Origin of the sequence: Bacillus sp. YP1 (assembly GCF_000877815.1) — a bacterium.
Lineage (GTDB): Bacteria > Bacillota > Bacilli > Bacillales > Bacillaceae > Bacillus > Bacillus subtilis.
On the sequence record NZ_CP010014.1, the window covers coordinates 3,126,661 to 3,146,168 of the forward strand.

At 46.9% G+C, this 19,508-nt stretch carries 17 protein-coding genes; 2 read left to right on the plus strand and 15 right to left on the minus strand.

What is annotated here, in order from left to right:
• Positions 1–47 precede the first annotated feature (47 nt).
• The 7 genes from ganB to lutR all read right to left on the minus strand — a co-directional run bounded on the left by ganB (position 48) and on the right by lutR (position 8,951).
• The gene (ganB, locus tag QF06_RS15440) at positions 48–1,337 is read right to left on the minus strand and encodes an arabinogalactan endo-beta-1,4-galactanase (RefSeq protein ID WP_043940201.1); all 1,290 of its coding nucleotides are present in this window, start codon (positions 1,335–1,337) and stop codon (positions 48–50) included.
• A gap of 79 nt (positions 1,338–1,416) precedes the next feature.
• Positions 1,417–3,480: a beta-galactosidase GanA gene (gene ganA / locus QF06_RS15445; RefSeq protein WP_010886616.1), complete on the minus strand. Its 2,064-nt coding sequence runs from the start codon at positions 3,478–3,480 to the stop codon at positions 1,417–1,419.
• 18 nt (positions 3,481–3,498) lie between these two features.
• A complete protein-coding gene (ganQ, locus tag QF06_RS15450; RefSeq protein ID WP_014478026.1) occupies positions 3,499–4,350 on the minus strand; it encodes a galactooligosaccharide ABC transporter permease GanQ in 852 nt (283 codons plus the stop codon).
• A gap of 3 nt (positions 4,351–4,353) precedes the next feature.
• Positions 4,354–5,610 carry a galactooligosaccharide ABC transporter permease GanP gene (ganP, locus tag QF06_RS15455; protein ID WP_003243623.1) on the minus strand — a complete coding sequence of 419 codons (1,257 nt, stop codon included), beginning with the start codon at positions 5,608–5,610 and terminating at the stop codon, positions 4,354–4,356.
• A 39-nt stretch (positions 5,611–5,649) separates the two neighbouring features.
• The gene (ganS, locus tag QF06_RS15460; protein ID WP_041850515.1) at positions 5,650–6,915 is read right to left on the minus strand and encodes an arabinogalactan oligomer ABC transporter substrate-binding protein GanS; all 1,266 of its coding nucleotides are present in this window, start codon (positions 6,913–6,915) and stop codon (positions 5,650–5,652) included.
• A 135-nt stretch (positions 6,916–7,050) separates the two neighbouring features.
• A complete protein-coding gene (gene ganR, locus QF06_RS15465; protein WP_014480938.1) occupies positions 7,051–8,049 on the minus strand; it encodes a galactan degradation operon transcriptional regulator GanR in 999 nt (332 codons plus the stop codon).
• A 179-nt stretch (positions 8,050–8,228) separates the two neighbouring features.
• The gene (gene lutR / locus QF06_RS15470; RefSeq protein ID WP_029318374.1) at positions 8,229–8,951 is read right to left on the minus strand and encodes an L-lactate utilization/bacilysin biosynthesis transcriptional regulator LutR; all 723 of its coding nucleotides are present in this window, start codon (positions 8,949–8,951) and stop codon (positions 8,229–8,231) included.
• Between the two features lie 227 nt (positions 8,952–9,178).
• Between lutR and lutP the strand changes: the two genes are divergently transcribed.
• Positions 9,179–10,870, plus strand: coding sequence for an L-lactate permease LutP (gene lutP, locus QF06_RS15475; RefSeq protein WP_041850514.1), 1,692 nt, complete (start codon positions 9,179–9,181; stop codon positions 10,868–10,870).
• Between the two features lie 26 nt (positions 10,871–10,896).
• On the opposite strand, the gene rpoN is transcribed toward lutP, so the two are convergent.
• Positions 10,897–12,207 carry an RNA polymerase factor sigma-54 gene (rpoN, locus tag QF06_RS15480; RefSeq protein WP_041850613.1) on the minus strand — a complete coding sequence of 437 codons (1,311 nt, stop codon included), beginning with the start codon at positions 12,205–12,207 and terminating at the stop codon, positions 10,897–10,899.
• A 78-nt stretch (positions 12,208–12,285) separates the two neighbouring features.
• Here rpoN and yvfG point away from each other — a divergent pair, with 78 nt between their 5' ends.
• Positions 12,286–12,504, plus strand: coding sequence for a protein YvfG (gene yvfG / locus QF06_RS15485; RefSeq protein ID WP_003219905.1), 219 nt, complete (start codon positions 12,286–12,288; stop codon positions 12,502–12,504).
• Positions 12,505–12,513: 9 nt separating this feature from the next.
• On the opposite strand, the gene QF06_RS15490 is transcribed toward yvfG, so the two are convergent.
• Genes QF06_RS15490 through QF06_RS15520 form a run of 7 tightly spaced genes read right to left on the minus strand, consistent with a single transcriptional unit; the run spans position 12,514 to position 19,505 of the window.
• Complete coding sequence (locus tag QF06_RS15490) at positions 12,514–13,482, minus strand: polysaccharide pyruvyl transferase family protein (protein WP_038427926.1); 969 nt, start codon at positions 13,480–13,482, stop codon at positions 12,514–12,516.
• On the minus strand, positions 13,461–14,627 hold the full coding sequence (locus tag QF06_RS15495; RefSeq protein WP_041850513.1) for a DegT/DnrJ/EryC1/StrS family aminotransferase: 1,167 nt from the start codon (positions 14,625–14,627) through the stop codon (positions 13,461–13,463). Before QF06_RS15495 ends, QF06_RS15490 begins: the two co-directional genes overlap by 22 nt.
• 4 nt (positions 14,628–14,631) lie before the next feature.
• Entirely contained in the window at positions 14,632–15,282 is a 651-nt protein-coding gene (locus QF06_RS15500; RefSeq protein WP_041850512.1) for an acetyltransferase, read from the minus strand.
• Positions 15,279–15,887, minus strand: a complete 609-nt coding sequence (locus tag QF06_RS15505; protein ID WP_015251185.1) for a sugar transferase — start codon at positions 15,885–15,887, stop codon at positions 15,279–15,281. Before QF06_RS15505 ends, QF06_RS15500 begins: the two co-directional genes overlap by 4 nt.
• On the minus strand, positions 15,884–17,401 hold the full coding sequence (locus QF06_RS15510; RefSeq protein WP_041850511.1) for an MATE family efflux transporter: 1,518 nt from the start codon (positions 17,399–17,401) through the stop codon (positions 15,884–15,886). The genes QF06_RS15505 and QF06_RS15510 overlap by 4 nt, the downstream gene beginning before the upstream one ends.
• The gene (locus tag QF06_RS15515; RefSeq protein WP_041850510.1) at positions 17,398–18,432 is read right to left on the minus strand and encodes a glycosyltransferase; all 1,035 of its coding nucleotides are present in this window, start codon (positions 18,430–18,432) and stop codon (positions 17,398–17,400) included. Before QF06_RS15515 ends, QF06_RS15510 begins: the two co-directional genes overlap by 4 nt.
• Positions 18,429–19,505 carry a polysaccharide pyruvyl transferase family protein gene (locus QF06_RS15520; RefSeq protein WP_038829422.1) on the minus strand — a complete coding sequence of 359 codons (1,077 nt, stop codon included), beginning with the start codon at positions 19,503–19,505 and terminating at the stop codon, positions 18,429–18,431. The genes QF06_RS15515 and QF06_RS15520 overlap by 4 nt, the downstream gene beginning before the upstream one ends.
• Positions 19,506–19,508: the final 3 nt, after the last annotated feature.

Consider the following 19,508-nt stretch of genomic DNA (forward strand, 5'->3'; position numbering starts at 1 on the left):
CCATGAGACATAACAATGATTTGTTACATCTCATGGATTTTTTTGTTTCAGCGTTTCTTTGGAATATGTCCTGACTCCGCATATTGAAACACCTGCAAGGAAGGCAGCGGGTGTCCATTAAAATCAAATAAAGCTTGATTATCTACAGCACTTCCCCCATACCACTTCCCGGCGTCTTCAGGGTCGTATTCAGCAGCATAGCTGGACGCCCACCCTGACCCGTATGTTTCCCATAACACTTTGTTTTTCTCTATCTGTGTCTTCGGCCCGACTGGAATCCACGCCGGCTCCCAGTAGAAAACACCAAGTCCTGCTTTGCCCGTATTCGCCACTGCCTCCATTACATCTCTTACTGCAGTTGCCTGGCCTTGAACAGAAATTGGATATGGCAACGTCTGCCCGCTTTTTGGTGCTGTATTTCCATGCCCATCGCCATCCTCAGCGGTATAGGTGTACGATGTCTCCGCCACCATGACTTTTTTGCCGTACGTATTGGCAACAGCCTTCAGCACGGAGGTCAAATTTTGTAATGTGCCATGCCAGAAAGGATAATAGGAGCTAGCAAACACATCATAATCCACTTTGTTTTTGCTGAGTGTTTCTGCAATAAATGAATACCTTCCAGCCGTTTCAGGATTGGTAAAATGCAGGGCGACCAAAATATTTGAATTTGTCTCCCTGACCGCTCGGCTTCCTTCATTAAATAATTGGCACATCTTCGTCCAATCAGTCTCACCGGCAAATCCTCCTGTTGTTTCATTTCCGACCTGAACCATGCCGATGTCAACGCCTTCCTTGATCATCTTTTGCAGGCTTTGTTTCGTATACTCATAGAGCTTTGCTTTTTTTGCTTCAAAGCTGAGATTCGCCCAGGCTTTGGGCACCTTTTGTTTCGCTGGATCGGCCCAGAAATCAGAGTAGTGAAAGTCGGCCAGCACCTTCATTCCGTTCGCTGTCGCTTTTTTTCCGATTTCGATGGCTTTTTGAACATCATTGTTTCCCCCGCCATACCCGTTGCCATTTGAATCATACGGGTGATTCCAGATGCGGACGCGAACATAGTTGACCCCAGCCTGTTTTAAAGTTGTAAAGATATCCTGGCGTTTTCCGTTTGTATTGTAAAAGGTGACACCGCTGTTTTCCAAAGCAATAACGCTGGATACATCTGCCCCTTTGATAAAATCCTTGTTCATCCCCTCTACTTTTTTAACAAAAAGATCCTCTGCCCGAAGCTCTGACACGTGCTTCTCCTTCTCAATGGCAGCGGCATATCCTGTTGAACTACATGCACTCCACACGATGGCAGCCGCAAAGAACATTTTCACTTTGCTTTTCATGATTTCATCCCCCCAAGACTTAGCAAGCGTTTTCATTCTATAGAAAAAAGAATCCGCCCATATCGAGCGGAGCATCAGCCTAATGTGTGTTTACGACAATTCTCACTTCATACTTTTCCATCGTCAGGTCGCCTGACAATATGTCTCCTGTCATTATGTCCTTCACACTCTGATCAAACGTGACCAGCTGTTTTTCTTCCGTGAAATTCATGACAAAAATATAATCATTGTCCTGATCCTGCCTCGCTTGTACGGAGACGCCTTTTCCGTGCCGAACCGGAAAAACTGGAGAGAGAGACAGGTCTGTGATCAGACCCTCATAGAAATCACGCTGAAATTGATCCTCCAAACGCGCGCCGATAAAATACGCCTTGCCCTGCTGATACTCATGGCTTGTGACCGCTGGCGTGCGCGCATAAAAATCTTCTTGATACACCGCTTCCACTGAAGCTGTCTTTACATCAATCACGGTTGCATAATCCTTCATTTCATATATTTGGCTGCGGTAGCTGACAGCGTTTCGATCCTTCGGATACAGGGTGTCCGTTTCAAGAGGCTCAACTCCAAATATAGCTTGAAGATCCGGATGCCATCCGCCTGTGTATGTTAAGTCATGCTCATTCACAACCCCGCTGATATACGTCATGACTAAGGTGCCGCCGTCAGCCGTAAACGCTTTTAAACGGGAAACGGTGTCCTCGCTGATTAAATACAGCATCGGGACGATCAGCAGTTTATATGGTGAAAAGTCTTGTTCTTTCGTGATGACGTCGACAGGGATATCGTGTTCCCAGAATGTGCGGTAATGCTGCTGAAGCGTTTGCGGATAACGTTTTGTCGCCTTCGCAAACCCCTGAGCATCCTCGAGCGCCCAATGATTTTCCCAGTCATATAAAATCGCGGTTTGAGCCGGCCTCTTCGTTCCGACAACTTCGGACAGCCGTTCCAATGTCTCGCCTACCTTGGCCACTTCTTGAAAGACGCGGTTCTTCGGGCTATTGTCATGATCCACAACCGCTCCGTGTAATTTTTCTGATGACCCCCGTGATTTGCGGTATTGGAAATAGAGAACGCTGTCCGAGCCGTGGGCAATCATTTGCATGGATGACAGCAGATTCATGCCCGGGCGCTTTGCCTTGTTGACGTTATGCCAATTGACCGCGCTTGGCGTACACTCCATTAATAAGAAGGGCTGCTGCTTCAAGCTTCGGTACAGATCATTGATAAAGCCGACCTTCATCGCCAAATCAGCTGTGCTTTCCCAGTCATTGTGCCAGACAGGATAAGCGTCCCAGCTGATGGCATCGACATGCTTTGCAAATTTGCTGTAGTCGAGGCCCTGATACGGGATCAAATCCGGTGTGTCAGCCATAAAATTCGTTGTGATAGGGATATCAGGCGTCAATTCTTTCAGCGGAATGATTTCATTTTCATAAAACGAAATCGTTTGATCGGTGACGAACCGGCGCCAATCTAAATTCAGGCCATGCAAGCCATTTTCACCGATCGGCGAAGGGCTTTCAATTTGTGACCAGTCATTGAACGTATGGCTCCAAAAAGGGGTCCACCACGCATGGTTCAATGTCTTGAGGCTGTTGTCATATTTCGATTTCAGCCACTCCCGGAAAGCATGCTGGCATAAATCACAGTGGCAATCTCCCCCGTATTCGTTTGAAATGTGCCACATTAACAGCGCCGGGTGATGTCCGTATCGTTCTGCTAATAAGCGGTTGATGTGCCGTGTTTTTTCTCGGTAGACTTTAGATGTGAGGCAGTGGTTGTGCCTTCCGCCGTGCAGCTGTTTGACGCGGGAGGCATTGACGCGCAAAACTTCCGGATAGGTTTGCGACAGCCAGGCCGGACGGGCTCCGCTCGGCGTTGCTAATATGACCCGGCCGCCTATACTGTGAATCCGCTCAAAAATATCATCCAGCCATTCAAATTGATATACGCCCTCCTCCGGCTCAAGTGCGCTCCATGCAAAAATGCCGACAGAAAACGTATTCGTATGAGAAAGCTTCATCAGTTTGATATCGTCAGCTAAAATATCGGGCCGATCCAGCCACTGATCGGGGTTGTAGTCTCCCCCATGGAGCATAAATTTTGCTTTTGTTACGTGCGTTTTTTCAAGCTTTGACATCACATTCTCCTCCTTGTTCTCTTAGCCCTTCGTTCCGCCTGCGGTTAATCCGGACACAAAATTCTTTTGCAGCATAATAAAGATGACGGCAACCGGTATGCTGATAAGCAGGGCTCCGGCCGCAAATGTCGTATAGCTGGCCCCCATGACATCATTCACTAAATTGAATAGACCGACGGGCAATGTATATGATTCAGGCGTTCTCAATATGGTTGAGGACAGCACAAAATCTCCGAGCGGACCGGTAAAGCCGTTCATGGCCACGACTGCCGCCATCGGTTTTGATAATGGCAGAATGATCTGGAAGAAGATTCTGGTGCTGCTGGCTCCGTCAATCTTGGCGCTTTCGTCTAAATCCATCGGAATGGAATCCATGTACCCTTTCATCAAATACGTATTCATCGGGATCAGGCCGCCGATATAAAGCAAGATTAGCAGCCAGTGGCTATTGATCATTCCCAAGATTTGCGCCAGCACAAACAAGGCAATTAAAGCTGAAAACTGAGGAATCATCTGCAGCAATAAAAAGAGCGTTAAAGCGTATTTCCTGCCTTTGAAGCGAAAGCGCGAAAACGCATAGGCCGTAAACGTCACACAGAGCAAAGACCCTGCCATTGTAAACAGGCTGATCTTCATTGAGTTGACATACCACTGCACATATTGAAGGCTTTCTTTGCCCGCAAATAATTCCTTGTAATGGTCGAATGTCGGATGCTTCGGAATGATGGATGTACTGATTAAGCTGTTGCCGGGATTAAAGCTTGCGCCTGCCGTCCAAAGGAGAGGATAAACAATGATGACCGCCATAAAGGCTAGCAACAAGTAAGAGAAAAGGAGACGGATATATTTTCTGACCTTCATATCTGCCAGCATGCCTTATGCCTCCTCTTTAAAAGACTTTGTCTGTCTGAACTGCCACAATGCGATGGAGATGACAAACACAGATAATAAAATCGTTAAAGCCGCAGCAAGAGAATATTGGCTTGACTGCATTGTCAATTTATAAATCCATGAAACGAGGATATCTGTCCCGCCGGCTGTTGATCCGGTTACAGCCGGACCTCCGCCATTGAATAGATAGATAATATTAAAGTTATTAAAATTAAACGTAAACTGGGTAATGATAATCGGAGCCATTGCAATGAACACCATCGGAAGCGTGATGTATCTCAGCTTTGAAAAGACAGAAGCGCCATCAATCGTAGCTGCTTCATACAGATCGTCCGGGATGGATTGCAATACGCCTGTTGAGACGAGAAAGATGTACGGAAATCCGAGCCAGCCCTGCATGAGAATCAATGCAAGCCTCGACCAATTGGCATCTGTCATCCACGGAAGCGGATCTATCCCGAAGAAAGCCAAGATGTCGTGATTCATCGCACCGAAGCTATCATTAAACAGTCCCGCAAAAATTAAAATCGTCACAAAACCGGGAACGGCCCATGGCAAAATCAGAATCGTCCGAAAAAAACGTTTAAACCGAAGGTCTTTCTGGTTAACAATGATCGCGAGAAAAATCCCCAAGGTGACTTGCAGTGTGGATGCAGCAAGTGTCCAAACCACCGTCCAAGCCAGTACATCAAAAAAAGTCGACCTCCAAATATCAACTGTGAAAATATTTGCGAACGTTTGAAAACCGACCCAATCAATTAATTTTGCAGGAGGAGAATGATACAAATCATAGTTTGTAAACGCTAATGCAAAGCTGAATAAGATAGGAAAGATCACGGCGAAAATTAAAATAAACAAAGATGGGCCGCTGACGACATAAGGATAGCCCTCAGAAATGATATGCTGGTATTGTTCCTTTAAGGAACTTAATGGCTTATTTTCATCACGCTGTTTTCCGCTTTGGAACGCATCGCGAAGATTTACATAATACACCGCAAGGCCAAAGCAGGTCACGATGACAGCAATAATCCCTTCCGCCAGCAGAAAAACGGAATTATCCCGCGGCACTTCTGTTCCCAGTGTAAAGATTCCCCAAAACCCCATATTGAGCAGATCTCCAAAGACCGCAAAAAACGATGCGCCTAAGAAAAGAAAGACAATACCTTTTATCCATTGCTTGTTATAAAATTGCCCGAGTCCCGGAATGATAGAAAGCAACAAAGCGACTTGACGATGCTGCACCGTTTTCACCTCTCTTACAATACAAATCTAGCTTTCTCTTTATTTTCCGCTGTGCTTTGCCTTAATTTGTCCTTTGGCCGTTTCAGCTGCTTGATCCAATGCTTGTTTCGGATCTGCCTTCCCTGTTGCAACCGTCTGTAATGCTGAATCAGCCGGCGTCCATATTTCATTCATTTCCGGAATATTTGGTGTTGGCTCTGAGAAACGGGATTGTTCAGTAACAGCCCGTGCCGCCTCGCTTTTCATAATAGCCGGGTCATTGGCTAGGGATTTCACAGCAGGAACTTCTTTCGTTTCTTCATATCGTGTTTTAGAATTTTTTTCATTTGCCAGGAAAACGGCTAATTCTTGCGCCAGCTCTTCATTCTTTGAAAATGCACTAACGTTGTAGCTTTTGACGCCGATAAAGGAGCTCATGTTTTTCCCATTTTCCAGCTTCGGCAGTTTCGTAATGCCATAATTGATTCCTGCTTTCGAAAAAGCTTCTACATTCCATGGCCCAGAGATAATTGCGGCGGCTTTTCCTTCTGTGAACAGCGATTCCAATACGTTAATCCCTTGTTCTCCAATAATGCCAGCCGGGAACAGGCCATCTTTGTAAAACTTCTGAATCAGCGCCGCACCTTTGACAGCTCCTTCATTATTAATTCCAATGTCTGACGGGTTATAGCTCCCATCTTTGGCCTTTCCAAAAATGTATCCGCCATATCCGCTCATCACACTTTCTGCATAATAAATTTGATCGAATAGGGCTAAAAAGCCAAATTTGCTGCCATTAGCAGTCTTTTTGGAATAGTCGTACCACTCTTCCAGCGTTTTGGGCAATTCCTTTTCGGAGATGAGATCTTTGTTGTAAAAAAGGACAGTCGTTTCGACCGCTTTTGGCAGTCCATAAAGCTTTTGATCTACCATTTGAGACTGAATGGAAGCGTCAGTATAAAGTGATTGAACGTCTTTTTTGACATGTAATTCCTTGAGTAATCCTTCCGTGACAGCGGTTCCGATTTGGTCCCCTGGCATTGTTAACACGTCAGGGCCTGTGCCGGCCGGTCCGTCCATTCGCAAATCTTCAATCTGCTTGGCATACGGTTTTTCAACGACTTTGACCTTCACATCATGCTCTTTTTCAAACGCAGCAACGGCGTCTTTAATGCCGATGCTCTTTTCTTTATCCTCCCATACAACAAGCTCTGACCCTTTTGAACTCGATTTGGCGCTGCTGCTTTCCTTTGGGCCGCAAGCCGCCAAGGATAAACTGACAGCTGCGCAGAGCATGAATAAGGAACACTTTTTTGCCATTTTCATTGATTGTCACCCTTTCGGTAGGAATGAAAGCGCTTTAAAGATAATATAGCACGCCTGAGAAAATGTGTAAACAAACTTTTTACCTTATAGAGTAAATTTTTTTACCTAAATAAAAAAATGACTTAGTGTCCTAAGTCATCCTTCATTCATACTCTTCCTGACGATTAATTCTGCGCCCACATATAATGTTTTTACCGTTCTTCTCTTGTCCTGCACTTGTTCAAGCAGTAATTGAACAGCATTTTTACATAATTCATGTATATCAATATGAAACGTCGTCAGAGGAGGCGAGACATACTTCGCGAAGCTGATGTTGTTGATACTCACAATGCTTACCCTGTTTGGTATGGCAATTCCTTTTTCGTTCAGGGCTTGCAGGCAGCCCACTGCAATCGGGTCCGCTGCAATCATAAAAGCAGTCGGAAGCTGATCGCCTAATGTGTCGATCGCTGCTGACATCAGGCGGTAGCCGTTTTCTACCGAGAATCCGCGATGACAAAAAATATAGCGCTCGTCCAGCATGGCTTTTTCCCTCATATAGGATCTGAAGGTTTGTTCACGGATGTCCATTTCATCCTGATTGGTATTCGGATTTTTGTATGTGCCGCCGATAAAACCGATGCTCTTATGCCCCTTCTCAGTCAGGATGTTTACCGTCTTCCTTGTCATTTGTGCCAAATCGGGCCTTACCGAGTCAAAATGATCGGGATCAGGAGTTGAATCGATGAACACGCCGTTTTCAGTGAGATTTCTGAGGAAAGCCAGCTCTTCATCTGAAAATGTGCCAACGGCAATAAACCCTTCCGTATGTTCAGGAATGCTCTCGATTCCATCCGCTATTTTATAAGTGGTCATATCGACATTGAATGCTTTCGCCAGTTTCTCTACTTCTAATCTCATCGTTTTAAAATAGACATCTTCTAATTCTTCTTTATCTGTCAGCCAATATAAAAACGCAATATGTTTCACCAGCGGCCTTACTGTTTTTTTGCGGTAATTGAGCTTCTCCGCCGCTTCATAGATTTTCTCCCGTGTCTCATCAGGAACAGAAAGGCTTTCATCGTTATTTAAAACGCGGGAAACGGTTGAGATTGAAAATCCCGCTTCCTGCGCGATATCTTTAATTGTCGCCATTGTATCTGCCTCCATTATTCAGCTCGCATTGTTTTAGTAAAATATTTTACTTTCTTTTTCACGAATGTCAAGTGCACAAAGCCCTCTGGCTGCCATGTAAAAAGACTGAACCATTTGCGGCTCAGTCTCAGTTGTTCGTATCATTCGAAACCGGCGGAATTGCCCGGGAAATGAGTTGGTTATTGCACATTTTCCTCGAAATATCCCGAAAGCACATCTTCCACATTCGTCAAATGCGCCAGCATGGCGGCTTCCGCCTCTGCACCGTTCCCGGCAGCCACAGCATTGTAAATCCGTTCGTGCTCCTCATACAGCCGCTGAACGGAGGTCTTCTTGGAAAACAGCCAGATTTTCCTCGTTTCCCTCATTGTTTCCAGCAGCAATGATGACACGTGATTCATCAAGTGTTTAAGAAGTTCATTTTGAGAAGCGTCCGCAAGCGCAAGATGAAATGCGAAGTCTGCTTTCTCTCCCAGCTCCCCGTCCGCTTCAATGCTGCCCATTTCCTTTAGTGCATCCTGAATTCTTTCGAGATCTGCTTCTGTCCTTTTTTCAGCCGCTAGTGAAGCCACGCCGATTTCAAGCAGTTTTCTGACCTCGAGCAGCTGCTTGACGTCCTCTTTTTTCATCAGAAGGGCCGCTGAGAGCGGCTGAGAGATTTGATTGAGCTCAAATTCCTTCAGATACGTGCCTTCTCCCTGTTTCATTTCGACAAGCCCCATCGCCTTTAGCGCAGAAAGTGCTTCGCGAACCGCTGAACGGCTGACTTGAAAGCTCTCAGCAAGCGCCTGAACAGAGTCCAGTTTATCCCCCGGCTTCAATTCGCCGTTTTTGATCATATCTAATAGGGCATCCGCTACTTCTTCATATATTTTTTTTGTTTTAATCTGTTTGTATTTCAATGCAATTCACCCCGTAACTTGTAGGTCTGGCTGTTTACGATCTATTATACTCTGTTTTGTGGGCCGCCAAAAGATTTTGACTATTTTGTCAAAAAGTCTTGTACTTTGATTTTTTTCAAAATATAATGCTAGGTAACTGGTCTTATTACCCAGTCATCAGATGATCATATCATCTATAGAAACCGCTTACATATGGCGCCAGTTTATGTTTCAAGGAGGGGTTTGGGATGCAATGGACACAGGCATATACGCCTATAGGGGGAAATTTGCTATTATCAGCGCTTGCCGCACTTGTACCGATTATTTTCTTTTTTTGGGCACTCGCGATTAAACGGATGAAGGGGTATACAGCAGGCTTGGCCACATTGGGGATCGCCCTTATCATTGCTGTATTGGTTTATCGGATGCCGGCGGAAAAAGCGCTGATGTCCGCGACACAAGGAGCCGTATACGGATTGTTGCCGATCGGCTGGATCATTGTGACGTCTGTTTTTTTGTATAAAATCACTGTGAAAACGGGACAGTTTGATATCATTCGCAGCTCTGTTCTCTCAATTACTGATGACCGACGGCTTCAAGCTCTCTTGATCGCTTTTTCATTCGGGGCTTTTTTAGAAGGGGCAGCAGGCTTCGGAGCGCCGGTCGCCATTTCTGCCGCGCTGCTGGTCGGTCTCGGCTTTAATCCTCTTTATGCTGCGGGGATCTGTTTGATCGCCAATACGGCGCCGGTTGCCTTTGGGGCAATTGGGATTCCAATTACAGCCGTAGAAGGGCCGACAGGGATTCCGGCGATGGAGATTTCGCAAATGGTCGGGCGGCAGCTGCCGTTTTTATCCGTATTTATTCCTCTTTATTTAATCATCATCATGAGCGGGTTCAGGAAAGCCTTGGAGATCTGGCCGGCGATTCTCGTATCTGGTGTTTCCTTTGCCGTTGTTCAATATCTCAGTTCCAATTTTTTAGGGCCTGAGCTGCCCGATGTTTTGTCAGCTCTTGTTTCAATGGCTGCGCTTGCTGTGTTTTTGAGATGGTGGACGCCGAAAACAACATTCCGGTTTGCCGGTGAACAAGAGTCGGCCGCCTCAATTGAAACGGCGCGCACAAATCCGGCGGCGCCTGCGTACAGCGGCGGACAGATTTTTAAGGCTTGGTCGCCATTTCTGCTGCTGACGGCGATGATTTCCGTATGGGGCATTCCATCTGTCAAATCCGCGCTGACCGGGCATTATGAAGGCTCTGCGGTGTTCTTAAAGTGGCTGAATGCTGTTGGAGAAAAACTGACTTTTTCCCCAGGTGTGCCTTTTTTGAACAATCAGATTGTCAATGCTGACGGTACACCGATTGAAGCGGTTTACAAGTTGGAGGTGCTTGGTTCGGCCGGCACCGCGATTTTGATTGCCGCAGTGCTGTCAAAGTTCATCACGGCGATTTCATGGAAAGACTGGGGAACCGTTTTTAAAGAAACAGTCCAAGAATTGAAGCTTCCGATTTTGACCATTGCTTCTGTCGTTGGTTTTGCCTATGTCACCAACTCCTCGGGAATGAGCACGACACTCGGGATGACACTCGCGCTGACAGGTTCGATGTTTACCTTCTTTGCGCCCGTTCTCGGCTGGCTCGGCGTCTTCATTACCGGCTCGGATACTTCCGCCAACCTGCTGTTCGGCAACCTGCAGAAAGTCACCGCATTATCAGTCGGCATGGACCCCGTTCTGTCTGTGGCCGCCAACTCTTCAGGCGGTGTCACAGGAAAAATGATTTCACCGCAGTCGATAGCGGTGGCATGCGCCGCGGTAGGCCTCGCCGGAAAGGATTCAGATCTTTTCCGCTTTACCATTAAACACAGTCTGTTTTTGCTGCTGCTCGTTTGTATCATCACCTTTTTGCAGCATCACGTATTCAGCTGGATGATTCCTTAAAAAAATCCTCCCGTCTAGGGAGGATTTTATTTATATCGCTTTCTCGCTGCCGATGACGGAATATTCATTTGATCGCGATATTTTGCCACGGTGCGTCTCGAGATTTGGATGCCGTGTTGTTCATACAGCAAATCGACAAGCTTTTGATCTGAAAGCGGTTTTGTTTTGTCCTCTTGATTGATCAGGTCTTCAAGATGCATTTTGACTGCATAATTCGACGCATCTCCCTCTCCTGAAGCCTCGGCTTTTGCTGAGAAAAAGAGTTTCATCTCAAACAGCCCGTAAGGCGTTTGTATTGTTTTCCCTTTAATGGCCCGGCTCACAGTTGATTCATGAAGGCTTAGACAGTCCGCCACCTCTCTGAGAGTCAGCGGCTTCATTGCGCTTCGCCCTTTCAGAAAGAAATCCTTTTGGCGTGTGATCAGTTCATTGATAATTCTCGTGATTGTCTGTTTTCGCTGCCGCAGCGCGCGGCTCAGCCAGCGCCACTCCTGATATTTCGCAGATAAATAGGAGACAGTATCCTGACAGGAGCCGGATGATAAAAGCGTTCTGTACTGCGGATGCAGATCGATCTCGGGAAACGAGCAGGTATTCAGTTCCGCTGCAATGTGCCCGTTTTTTACGGTGATAAAAATGTCAGGCTCAATATACACATCTTGCTCTGGCCGGGCAAACAGAAGGCCAGGTCTAGGATGAAGAGCCGCGATATCATCTGAGATATCTTGAATGGTATGAAGCGGAATTCCCGTCTCTACTGAAAGCGCTTTCCATTTTTTTTGCGCAAAAGCATCAAAATGAGCTGAAATCAGCATTTCCGCTTGTTCATTTCTGTTCGGCAGCCGCTGTAATTGAAGAAGGATGCATTCCTGCAAAGATCTCGCACCGATTCCAGCCGGTTCTAATGACTGGAGTTTTGCCAAAACAGCCTCCGTTTCCTTAGCCGATACAGATAGGCGCCGTGCTGCCTCCTCCACATCTTCTTCCAAGTACCCGTTTGAATCAAGCGAATGAATCAGATAATTAAAAATCTTTTTTTCAGTGTTGGTCAGATTCATATCGAGTGACTGCTGTTTTAACGCATCCTGCAATGTTTTTTGCGGATCACTTAATTGAAGGCCCGCTTCCTGTGCATTCATCCTGTTTTTGTTTGTTTTATGGTAAGATAGTGGCGGTGTGTCTGTTTCCTTTCGTTCAATAAGAGGGTTTTCCAGTGAGAGCTCATCAATGTACTCGGCGAGTTCTGCCGAATGATAGCCAAGCAGCGTGATGGCCTGCCTGAGCTCCTGTGTCAGTTGAGGCTTTAATACTTGTACTTGCTGAAGTTTCATATCCATCATGCTCACTCCCCTTTCTTCATTGTACATGATTGAGATCACACCGTATACATTTATGAAAAAGGAGCTGCCAAAGAAATGTCTGAACTTTTTTCCGTCCCTTATTTTATTGAGAATTTAAAACAGCATATTGAAATGAATCAGTCTGAGGATAAAATCCACGCGATGAACAGCTACTACCGTTCCGTTGTTTCAACACTAGTGCAGGACCAGCTGACGAAAAACGCAGTTGTCCTGAAACGGATTCAGCATTTAGATGAAGCATACAACAAAGTCAAACGTGGAGAATCAAAATAAACCTTCCGCTCACATGTGAGCAGGAAGGTTTTCCTTCTTTGAGGCGTGCTGGATGAGCCGGGTGCCTGGCACTCCTTCCATCCAGGTATGAAAGTAATTGGCGTTTTTCCCATAGGAATTATCAATGACCGTGTTTTCTTTTTGAAGAAGAGCGGACAAGATGTGTCCGTGCAGCCTTGACGTTTCCACCGATTCGTAACGGCTGAAAAACCGAATGGCTTTTTGGACGATATAATCCGAGTATTTTCCCCATATATACGCAATGGGCAAAGGGTTGCCTGCTTTTTTATTCAGGACGTTCAGCGTTTGCAGAAAAGCAATCGTCCGGCGGTCTGAAGCTGACAGCACCGTGCGCCAGTCGTAGCTTTCCGCTTCTGTGTGTTCCTGAAGCGCCTGGTTTGCTTCATGATCTGTTCGGATAAATCTCAGCTTTTGATTGGACGGCTGCTGCGTGGGAATGACGGGAAACAGCTGATGAGCCATATCAGGCAGAAGCTGAATGTGATTTTTTGAAAAATAAGCCTGTGCCGTAGCATAGGAGGCTTTTTCCCTTGTCATGATGTGAAGGTTCGCATGCTTAGAAAATATCTCTGCCGTCCGTTTGAGGTTGTCTTTGTTTTGAAAATAAATCGATTGCGGCAGGATCACAATTTTGTGGTTCGGATAGGTTTGGACGATTTTCTCTCTAAAGCCTTGATAATACGGATACAGATCCCCGAAGTTTCCGCCTCCCTGGCAGACGATGATGAGATTAGGATCCAGCTTTCGCCCGACTGGAAAATTGTCAGGATTCCAGCGTTTTCTGACCCGAATCCCGTGTTCTTTAAAGAAGGCTTCTGTTCCTTTCATAATAAATAAATCCCCTACATTCCCATATAGAGGATAGTCAGCATATATAATCTCTGATTGTTTCGGAATGACGTCGAGCAGCCCGGACAGTTTCTGTTTCAGGCTGATCATCGAATGCTTGCTGTCCATTTCTTCACCTCGGCAGTTTGGAATAAGTGCAGTAGCACTTCAATGACCCGGTCTTGCTCATCTTCTGTCATATTGGACCCCGATGGGAGACAGATTCCTCGCTTGAACAAATCTTCGCATACGCTTCCTGTATCTTCATGAGAATAAAATAAAGCCGGATCGAACAGCGGCTGGGTATGGAGCGGCTTCCACAGCGGACGGGCTTCAATGTTTTCTTCAGCAAGACGTTGAACTACGTCATATGGGCTGAGCCCGTTATCAAGTGTGAGCGTGGTGAGCCAGCGATTGGATACGCCTGCTGCGTACTCCGGCATAAAGCGGACGCCGTCTATGTGACCGAGCGCATTTTTGTATCTCGTGAAAATGGTCCTTCTTTTCTCCACTCGCTCTTCCAGCACATCAAGCTGGGCAATGCCGACGCCGGCTAAGATATTGCTCAGCCTGTAATTATGTCCAATTTGACTGTGTTGATAATGAACAGCCGGCTCTCGTGCCTGCGAAGCGAGAAATCTTGCTTTTTCCATTGCTGCTTCATCATTTGAAACGAGCATCCCTCCCCCTGATGTGGTAATGATTTTGTTCCCGTTAAATGAAAAAATGCCGAAGCGCCCGAAAGTTCCGCTTTGCTTCCCTTTATAGACTGTTCCGAGAGATTCGGCTGCGTCCTCAATGACAGGAACTCCGTATGCATCACACAGGCTTACGATTTCATCCATTTTCGCACTCTGCCCATATAGATTGACGGCAATCACCGCTTTTGGCAGTGTTCTGTTTCTTTTCGCTTCCTCCAATGCTCTTTCAAGGGCTGTCGGCGACATATTCCACGTATCAGGCTCAGAATCAATAAAGACGGGCACCGCTTTTTCATATAGAATCGGATTGGCGGTTGCTACAAATGTGAAGGACTGGCAAAACACGCTGTCACCTTCTTTTACCTCAAGTAAACGCAGCGCGAGATGAATCGCCGCCGTTCCTGAGCTGACCGCAGCAGCTGCTTTTACACCGACTCGTTCTGCCAGCTGTTCTTCAAATGAATTCACGAGCGGCCCAAGCGGCGCAATCCAGTTTGAGCGAAAGGCTTCTGAAATATAGTGCTGCTCCCTGCCGCTCATATGAGGGGGAGATAAGTAGATTTTTTTATGCATAGAATCATCCTTTGTTTGATGTTTGAATGGAAGAAATGATGCGTGCCGGAGCACCGGCCGCCGTTACCCTGTCAGGTATGGGACGGATCACCGCGGAGCCGGCTCCGACAATGCTCCAAGCCCCGATTGTGATCTGCGGTATGACGGATGCACCGGTTCCGACGTGAGCGCCTTCCTGAACGGAAACCGCTCCTGACAGCGTGGCACGCGGGGAAAGATGAACGTAATCGCTGATTTGATTGTCGTGCTCTGCCACTGCACCCGTATTGATGATGCAGTGGGCGCCGATGCGCGCATCCGCCTGAATGATCGCGCCCGCCATAATTACTGTCCCTTCCCCAATGACAGCCGACCTGCTGACGATGGCTGACGGGTGAATCAATGTAATAAAATCATCTTTCCTCAGTCCCAGTCGCTCCGCCAGCTGTTTTCTGACACTGTTATTCCCAACAGCAATCAGAAACAGCACATCAGGAATGAGCCTGCGTAGTTCATTAACGGCTTCCGGCGGTCCTGTGTACCATTCTTTTCCGCCTTCGAACGTTTTGAATTTATCATCCAGCACCGCGGCTAAGCGCGTATCTGAGCGGGCGTTTATCAGCTCTCTGATCACCTTTCCGTGTCCGCCGTCACCCACAATGGCCACGTTTTTCATGAGGACACATCTCCGCTTCCGGTAAACCGTTCCGCGGTCACATGATTGGTTTGCTGAATCCCTTCTGAAACAAGGACCTTTCGCACCGTCAAACATAAAATTTTCAAATCGAGAAAAAATGACCGGTTGTCAACGTACCAAACATCTAATTCAAATTTCTTTTCCCAGGAAATCGCGTTTCTGCCATTGATTTGCGCCCAGCCTGTGATACCCGGCTTCACCTCATGGCGCCGTGCCTGTTTTTCTGTATAAAGAGGCAGATAGTCCATCAAAAGCGGCCGCGGCCCGACAAGGCTCAGATCGCCCTTCAGGACATTCAGGAGCTGCGGAAGCTCATCAATGCTCAGCTTTCTGATCAGCCTGCCCGTTTTCGTCAGCCGGACTTCATCAGGCAGCAGATTTCCCTCACCGTCCCGTTCATCCGTCATTGTCCGGAACTTATATAGGGTGAACGGTTTGCCGTGCAGGCCTGGCCTTACTTGCTTAAAGAAGACAGGTGATCCTATTTTCAGCCTGACAACGGCGATGGTGAACAGAATGATCACACTTGTACAGCACAACAAAAAAATGGCGGCCGTCAGATCAAAAAGTCGTTTCAGGATCAAAGATTCACAGCTCCTTTCGTTTTTCGAAACCGTTTTAATACCAGCTGTCTTTCCTCTTTTGTACAAACGAGCATAAAAGCGAAAACAGCGTAGAAAAAGCTGACTGTCACTCCCGTCGCTATCAATGACGGCCAGCTGTCAATCTTCACAATGAACTGAATTGCCTTACAGACCGTCCAGGCAAACACAGCGGCTGAAAGAGGCCCGATGATGCCTTTAAAGAACACGTGCTTTTTGTAGCCTGTAATGCGGGATACGTAAAGCGGCGTAAAGATGGCATTTTTTAAAATAAGAGAAATGGCCCCTGCCAATGTTATGCCGTACAGACCGAGATGAGCCGGCCCGCTCAGCGTGACCGCCAGCACCACATTCACCGCACCTAACAGCAGGGTAACAATCGCCGGTGTTTTTTGTTGATTAAAAGCGGTCCATATATAAAACAGCGGCATAAAGGCGAGGCTGACAACCAAGTATCCGGCATGAATAAATAAAAGCGGTGCTATCGACGAAAAGGACGGTCCGAGCCAGATTGTCAAAAAAGGTCCCGCCAATCCGCCCAATAAGGCAGCAGGAAGTGCAAGCAAAAGACCATTGAGCCTCACTGCCTTATTGGCATAATTCATCAATCCGTCCATATCGCCTTTTGAATAATATGAAGTCATGATAGGCGCAAACAGGGATGCGACCGTTCCGGCCAAGCTGCGCAAAAGCAGCGGAAACTGGATAATTGCCGCGTATTTCCCAGATGCGGACGCCCCAAGCATCAAATTGGCGGTTAACAGATCAATCTGCAAAAAAAGCAGGACGCCGATTTGATTGACGGAGCTCCATGCGCCAGCTTGAAATAGCTCCTTGCTAGTGCGGAATGAAAGATCCTTCATACGAAACGAAAACCACGGAATCAGCTTTTTGAAGAAATAGAAAGACAGCACAGACGCCATGACAGCACCAGCTAAAGCTGCAAGCTGGATCTGCCAGATTTTCGGCGCAAAGCATGCAAACAGGAGCAGCACAGACAGCACCCGAATAAGCATTTGCACCGCCTGAATGGAACTGGTGATATAAAGGCGGTTGGCATAAAATGGTGCAGCACCGAAACCCGCCATCAGAAACGTTAAAATAAACAGCACACTGCCGATTAAAATCGACAAACGCACATCTGCCAAAAGCGCTTGCGGCACATTCATGACGCGGTCAATAAAAAAAGCCGAACCCGCAAGCGGCAGCAAGAGCAGCAATGAAATCAAAACAGAGGCCGCTAAATAATTGCTGATATACGCATTTGCTTTCTCCCGCTCTCCCCTGTGGGCAGCAACAGAAAAGAACCGAACAACAACCGAGCTGAGCGCCACGGTGATAACCGAAAAGTAATTAATCACATTTTGTGTCAAGTGAACAAAGCCAAACGCTTCCACACCAAGCGTTTTGACAATAAAAGGCGTCATCCAAACCGATAGGAAAACGGACAAGAGAAAAGCCGTGAGATTAGCGCTGAAATTTATCGTGAATTTCATGCCTGCTTCGCACTGCCTTTCATTGTCCCCCGCTGCTCGAAAAACAGCTTGATGAGAAAAGTGAGCCGCCATTTACACAGTGCTAATACCAAGCGCTCTCCTCTTAATAATTTCTCATGCTGAAACGGTGTATGTCTGACAGCCTGCCGCACCATGTCATAGGATAAAATCTGTCTGATCTTCTTTTTGATGTCTTTCGGCGAATTCGGAGAAGCACAGGCATTTGCCAAAAGCATCGGAAGCTGATGCCTGCAAATGTACACATTCAAATCTTCTTTACATGCGCCTGCTAAGCCATAGTGATTGTAGAATGCGATTTTAGCCTGATATTGTTTTTGAAGATGTTCATCCATCGCCGGCTTATAAGGAATTTCTGTCAGGCTGTTCGGGTTTTCACGATAAATGTACAATCCTTCATCAAGCATTTTCACCCGCTCCGCTTCGCAAAAAGCGGACAAATTGAAGGGAGAGTCTTCAGCAAAACGGATGTCTTCATCAAACAACAGATTCGCCCTTTCAAAAAGCTCACGACGGTAAAGATAACGCCATACATACCAGATAAATCTCGTTTCGTGAGCATGTTTAAGCTGTTCAGTCATTTCTGGTTTCGTCAGCACGCGGTTTGCCTCAAGCTGCGGTGGCACATATGTCCGCCTGTCCGATGACTGCTTGTAAAAACCGCATCCGACGATGTCAAGCTGATTTTGCTCCGCTTCTTCAGTCAGCCTCTGGAACATGGCGGATGATACATAATCGTCTCCGTCTACAAAGCCGATGTAAGTGCCCCGCGCGGCCTTTATTCCCGTATTTCGCGCTGAACTAAGCCCGCCGTTTGCCTGATGAATGACCCGGATTCTCGCATCCCGTTTTGCATAGTCCTCTGCAATCTCGCCTGAACGATCCGGTGTTCCGTCATTCACGAGGATGATTTCAATATCCGAAAGCGTTTGGCAAAGCAAAGAGTCAATGCACTCCCCTATAAATGGTTCAACATTATACATCGGGACAATAATGCTGACGAGCGGGGTCATTGCGCTTCACCGCTGATTTTGTCACGCAGACCTTTAAAATACACATCTCTCGGAAAGCCTGCACGGGTTGTTTCTTTTGTTAAAAGCTCATTGACTGCGGCTATTACGCGCTCTGGCTCCGGATGTTCTATCAGCTTCATGAACGGGATGTCTTTAAGCCATTGATAGCCCTCCATCACCTTATGGTCAAAGGAGCGAATGACAACACACGGCGTTCCTGTCAGCGCGCAAAAAATCATGCCATGAAGCCTGTCAGTGACGACGGCTTCTGCGCTTTGCAGCTTAGACCACAGTGCTTCAAGTTCTTGTTCGCGTGTATCCCGGCTGACCCGGCGGCCGATCGTTGTCGTAAAGGATTTGATCTCGCCGAATTCCTCAAATAGCGCAGCCTTGACCCGGTTCCTCTGGTCCTCCTGAAGCACGCTTTCCTGATCCTCGCGCAAACACATATAAACCCCTTCGCGTTCTGCGGGGGGCTTGCTTCTGTCTAAATACAGCACCATGTCCGGCTGCTTCAAAATTGTTTTTTCATGAAAATGCTGTTTCATAAATTGATACGTTGTTTCATCCCGTGCCATGAGCAATAGGCCGGGGTGCGCATTATAAATTTTCTGTGCCCGTTTCAGCTCTTTGCGCCCCTTTTTCGTGTCAGAAAAATGAGCCGTTGCCGGAAGCTGGACAACCCGATAGTCATGGAATGTTTTAATGATGAAGCGGCGCGTCCACTCCTCATAACGGTATAAATCCCCCATATTTCCTCCGCCGATGATAAAGACCATATCCTCCGGATGGCGCGAGCGGATCAGGCTTTTTGCTGATTTGTAAATGTCCTTCATATCGACCTCGACGATGTCAAAGTCCGGGTATTCTTGCTCAAGAAATGCCTTGCTGGCATAAGCAATTGCGTGATCTCCCAAATTGTCATGGGACGGCAGCAGGGTCAGTATGATTTTTTTCTGATGTGCTGCGGCCTTTATCGGTTGATCTGCCGCTCCCAGCCAATATTGGGACGGGTATTTGACCTTTAGCAGCAGCCATTCTGCAAAATTGATTTTCAACGATTGTAACGACATGTC

What these genes read in the sequence shown, in the direction of transcription:
- yvfG (WP_003219905.1), top strand. Translation starts at nt 12,286, where the DNA reads ATGTCTGAACTTTTTTCCGTCCCTTATTTTATTGAGAATTTAAAACAG.
- QF06_RS15500 (WP_041850512.1), bottom strand. Translation starts at nt 15,282, where the DNA reads ATGAAAAACGTGGCCATTGTGGGTGACGGCGGACACGGAAAGGTGATC.
- ganS (WP_041850515.1), bottom strand. Translation starts at nt 6,915, where the DNA reads ATGAAAATGGCAAAAAAGTGTTCCTTATTCATGCTCTGCGCAGCTGTC.
- QF06_RS15510 (WP_041850511.1), bottom strand. Translation starts at nt 17,401, where the DNA reads ATGAAATTCACGATAAATTTCAGCGCTAATCTCACGGCTTTTCTCTTG.
- ganB (WP_043940201.1), bottom strand. Translation starts at nt 1,337, where the DNA reads ATGAAAAGCAAAGTGAAAATGTTCTTTGCGGCTGCCATCGTGTGGAGT.
- lutP (WP_041850514.1), top strand. Translation starts at nt 9,179, where the DNA reads ATGCAATGGACACAGGCATATACGCCTATAGGGGGAAATTTGCTATTA.
- rpoN (WP_041850613.1), bottom strand. Translation starts at nt 12,207, where the DNA reads ATGGATATGAAACTTCAGCAAGTACAAGTATTAAAGCCTCAACTGACA.
- ganR (WP_014480938.1), bottom strand. Translation starts at nt 8,049, where the DNA reads ATGGCGACAATTAAAGATATCGCGCAGGAAGCGGGATTTTCAATCTCA.
- QF06_RS15520 (WP_038829422.1), bottom strand. Translation starts at nt 19,505, where the DNA reads ATGTCGTTACAATCGTTGAAAATCAATTTTGCAGAATGGCTGCTGCTA.
- QF06_RS15515 (WP_041850510.1), bottom strand. Translation starts at nt 18,432, where the DNA reads ATGACCCCGCTCGTCAGCATTATTGTCCCGATGTATAATGTTGAACCA.
- QF06_RS15495 (WP_041850513.1), bottom strand. Translation starts at nt 14,627, where the DNA reads ATGCATAAAAAAATCTACTTATCTCCCCCTCATATGAGCGGCAGGGAG.
- QF06_RS15490 (WP_038427926.1), bottom strand. Translation starts at nt 13,482, where the DNA reads ATGGACAGCAAGCATTCGATGATCAGCCTGAAACAGAAACTGTCCGGG.
- ganQ (WP_014478026.1), bottom strand. Translation starts at nt 4,350, where the DNA reads ATGCTGGCAGATATGAAGGTCAGAAAATATATCCGTCTCCTTTTCTCT.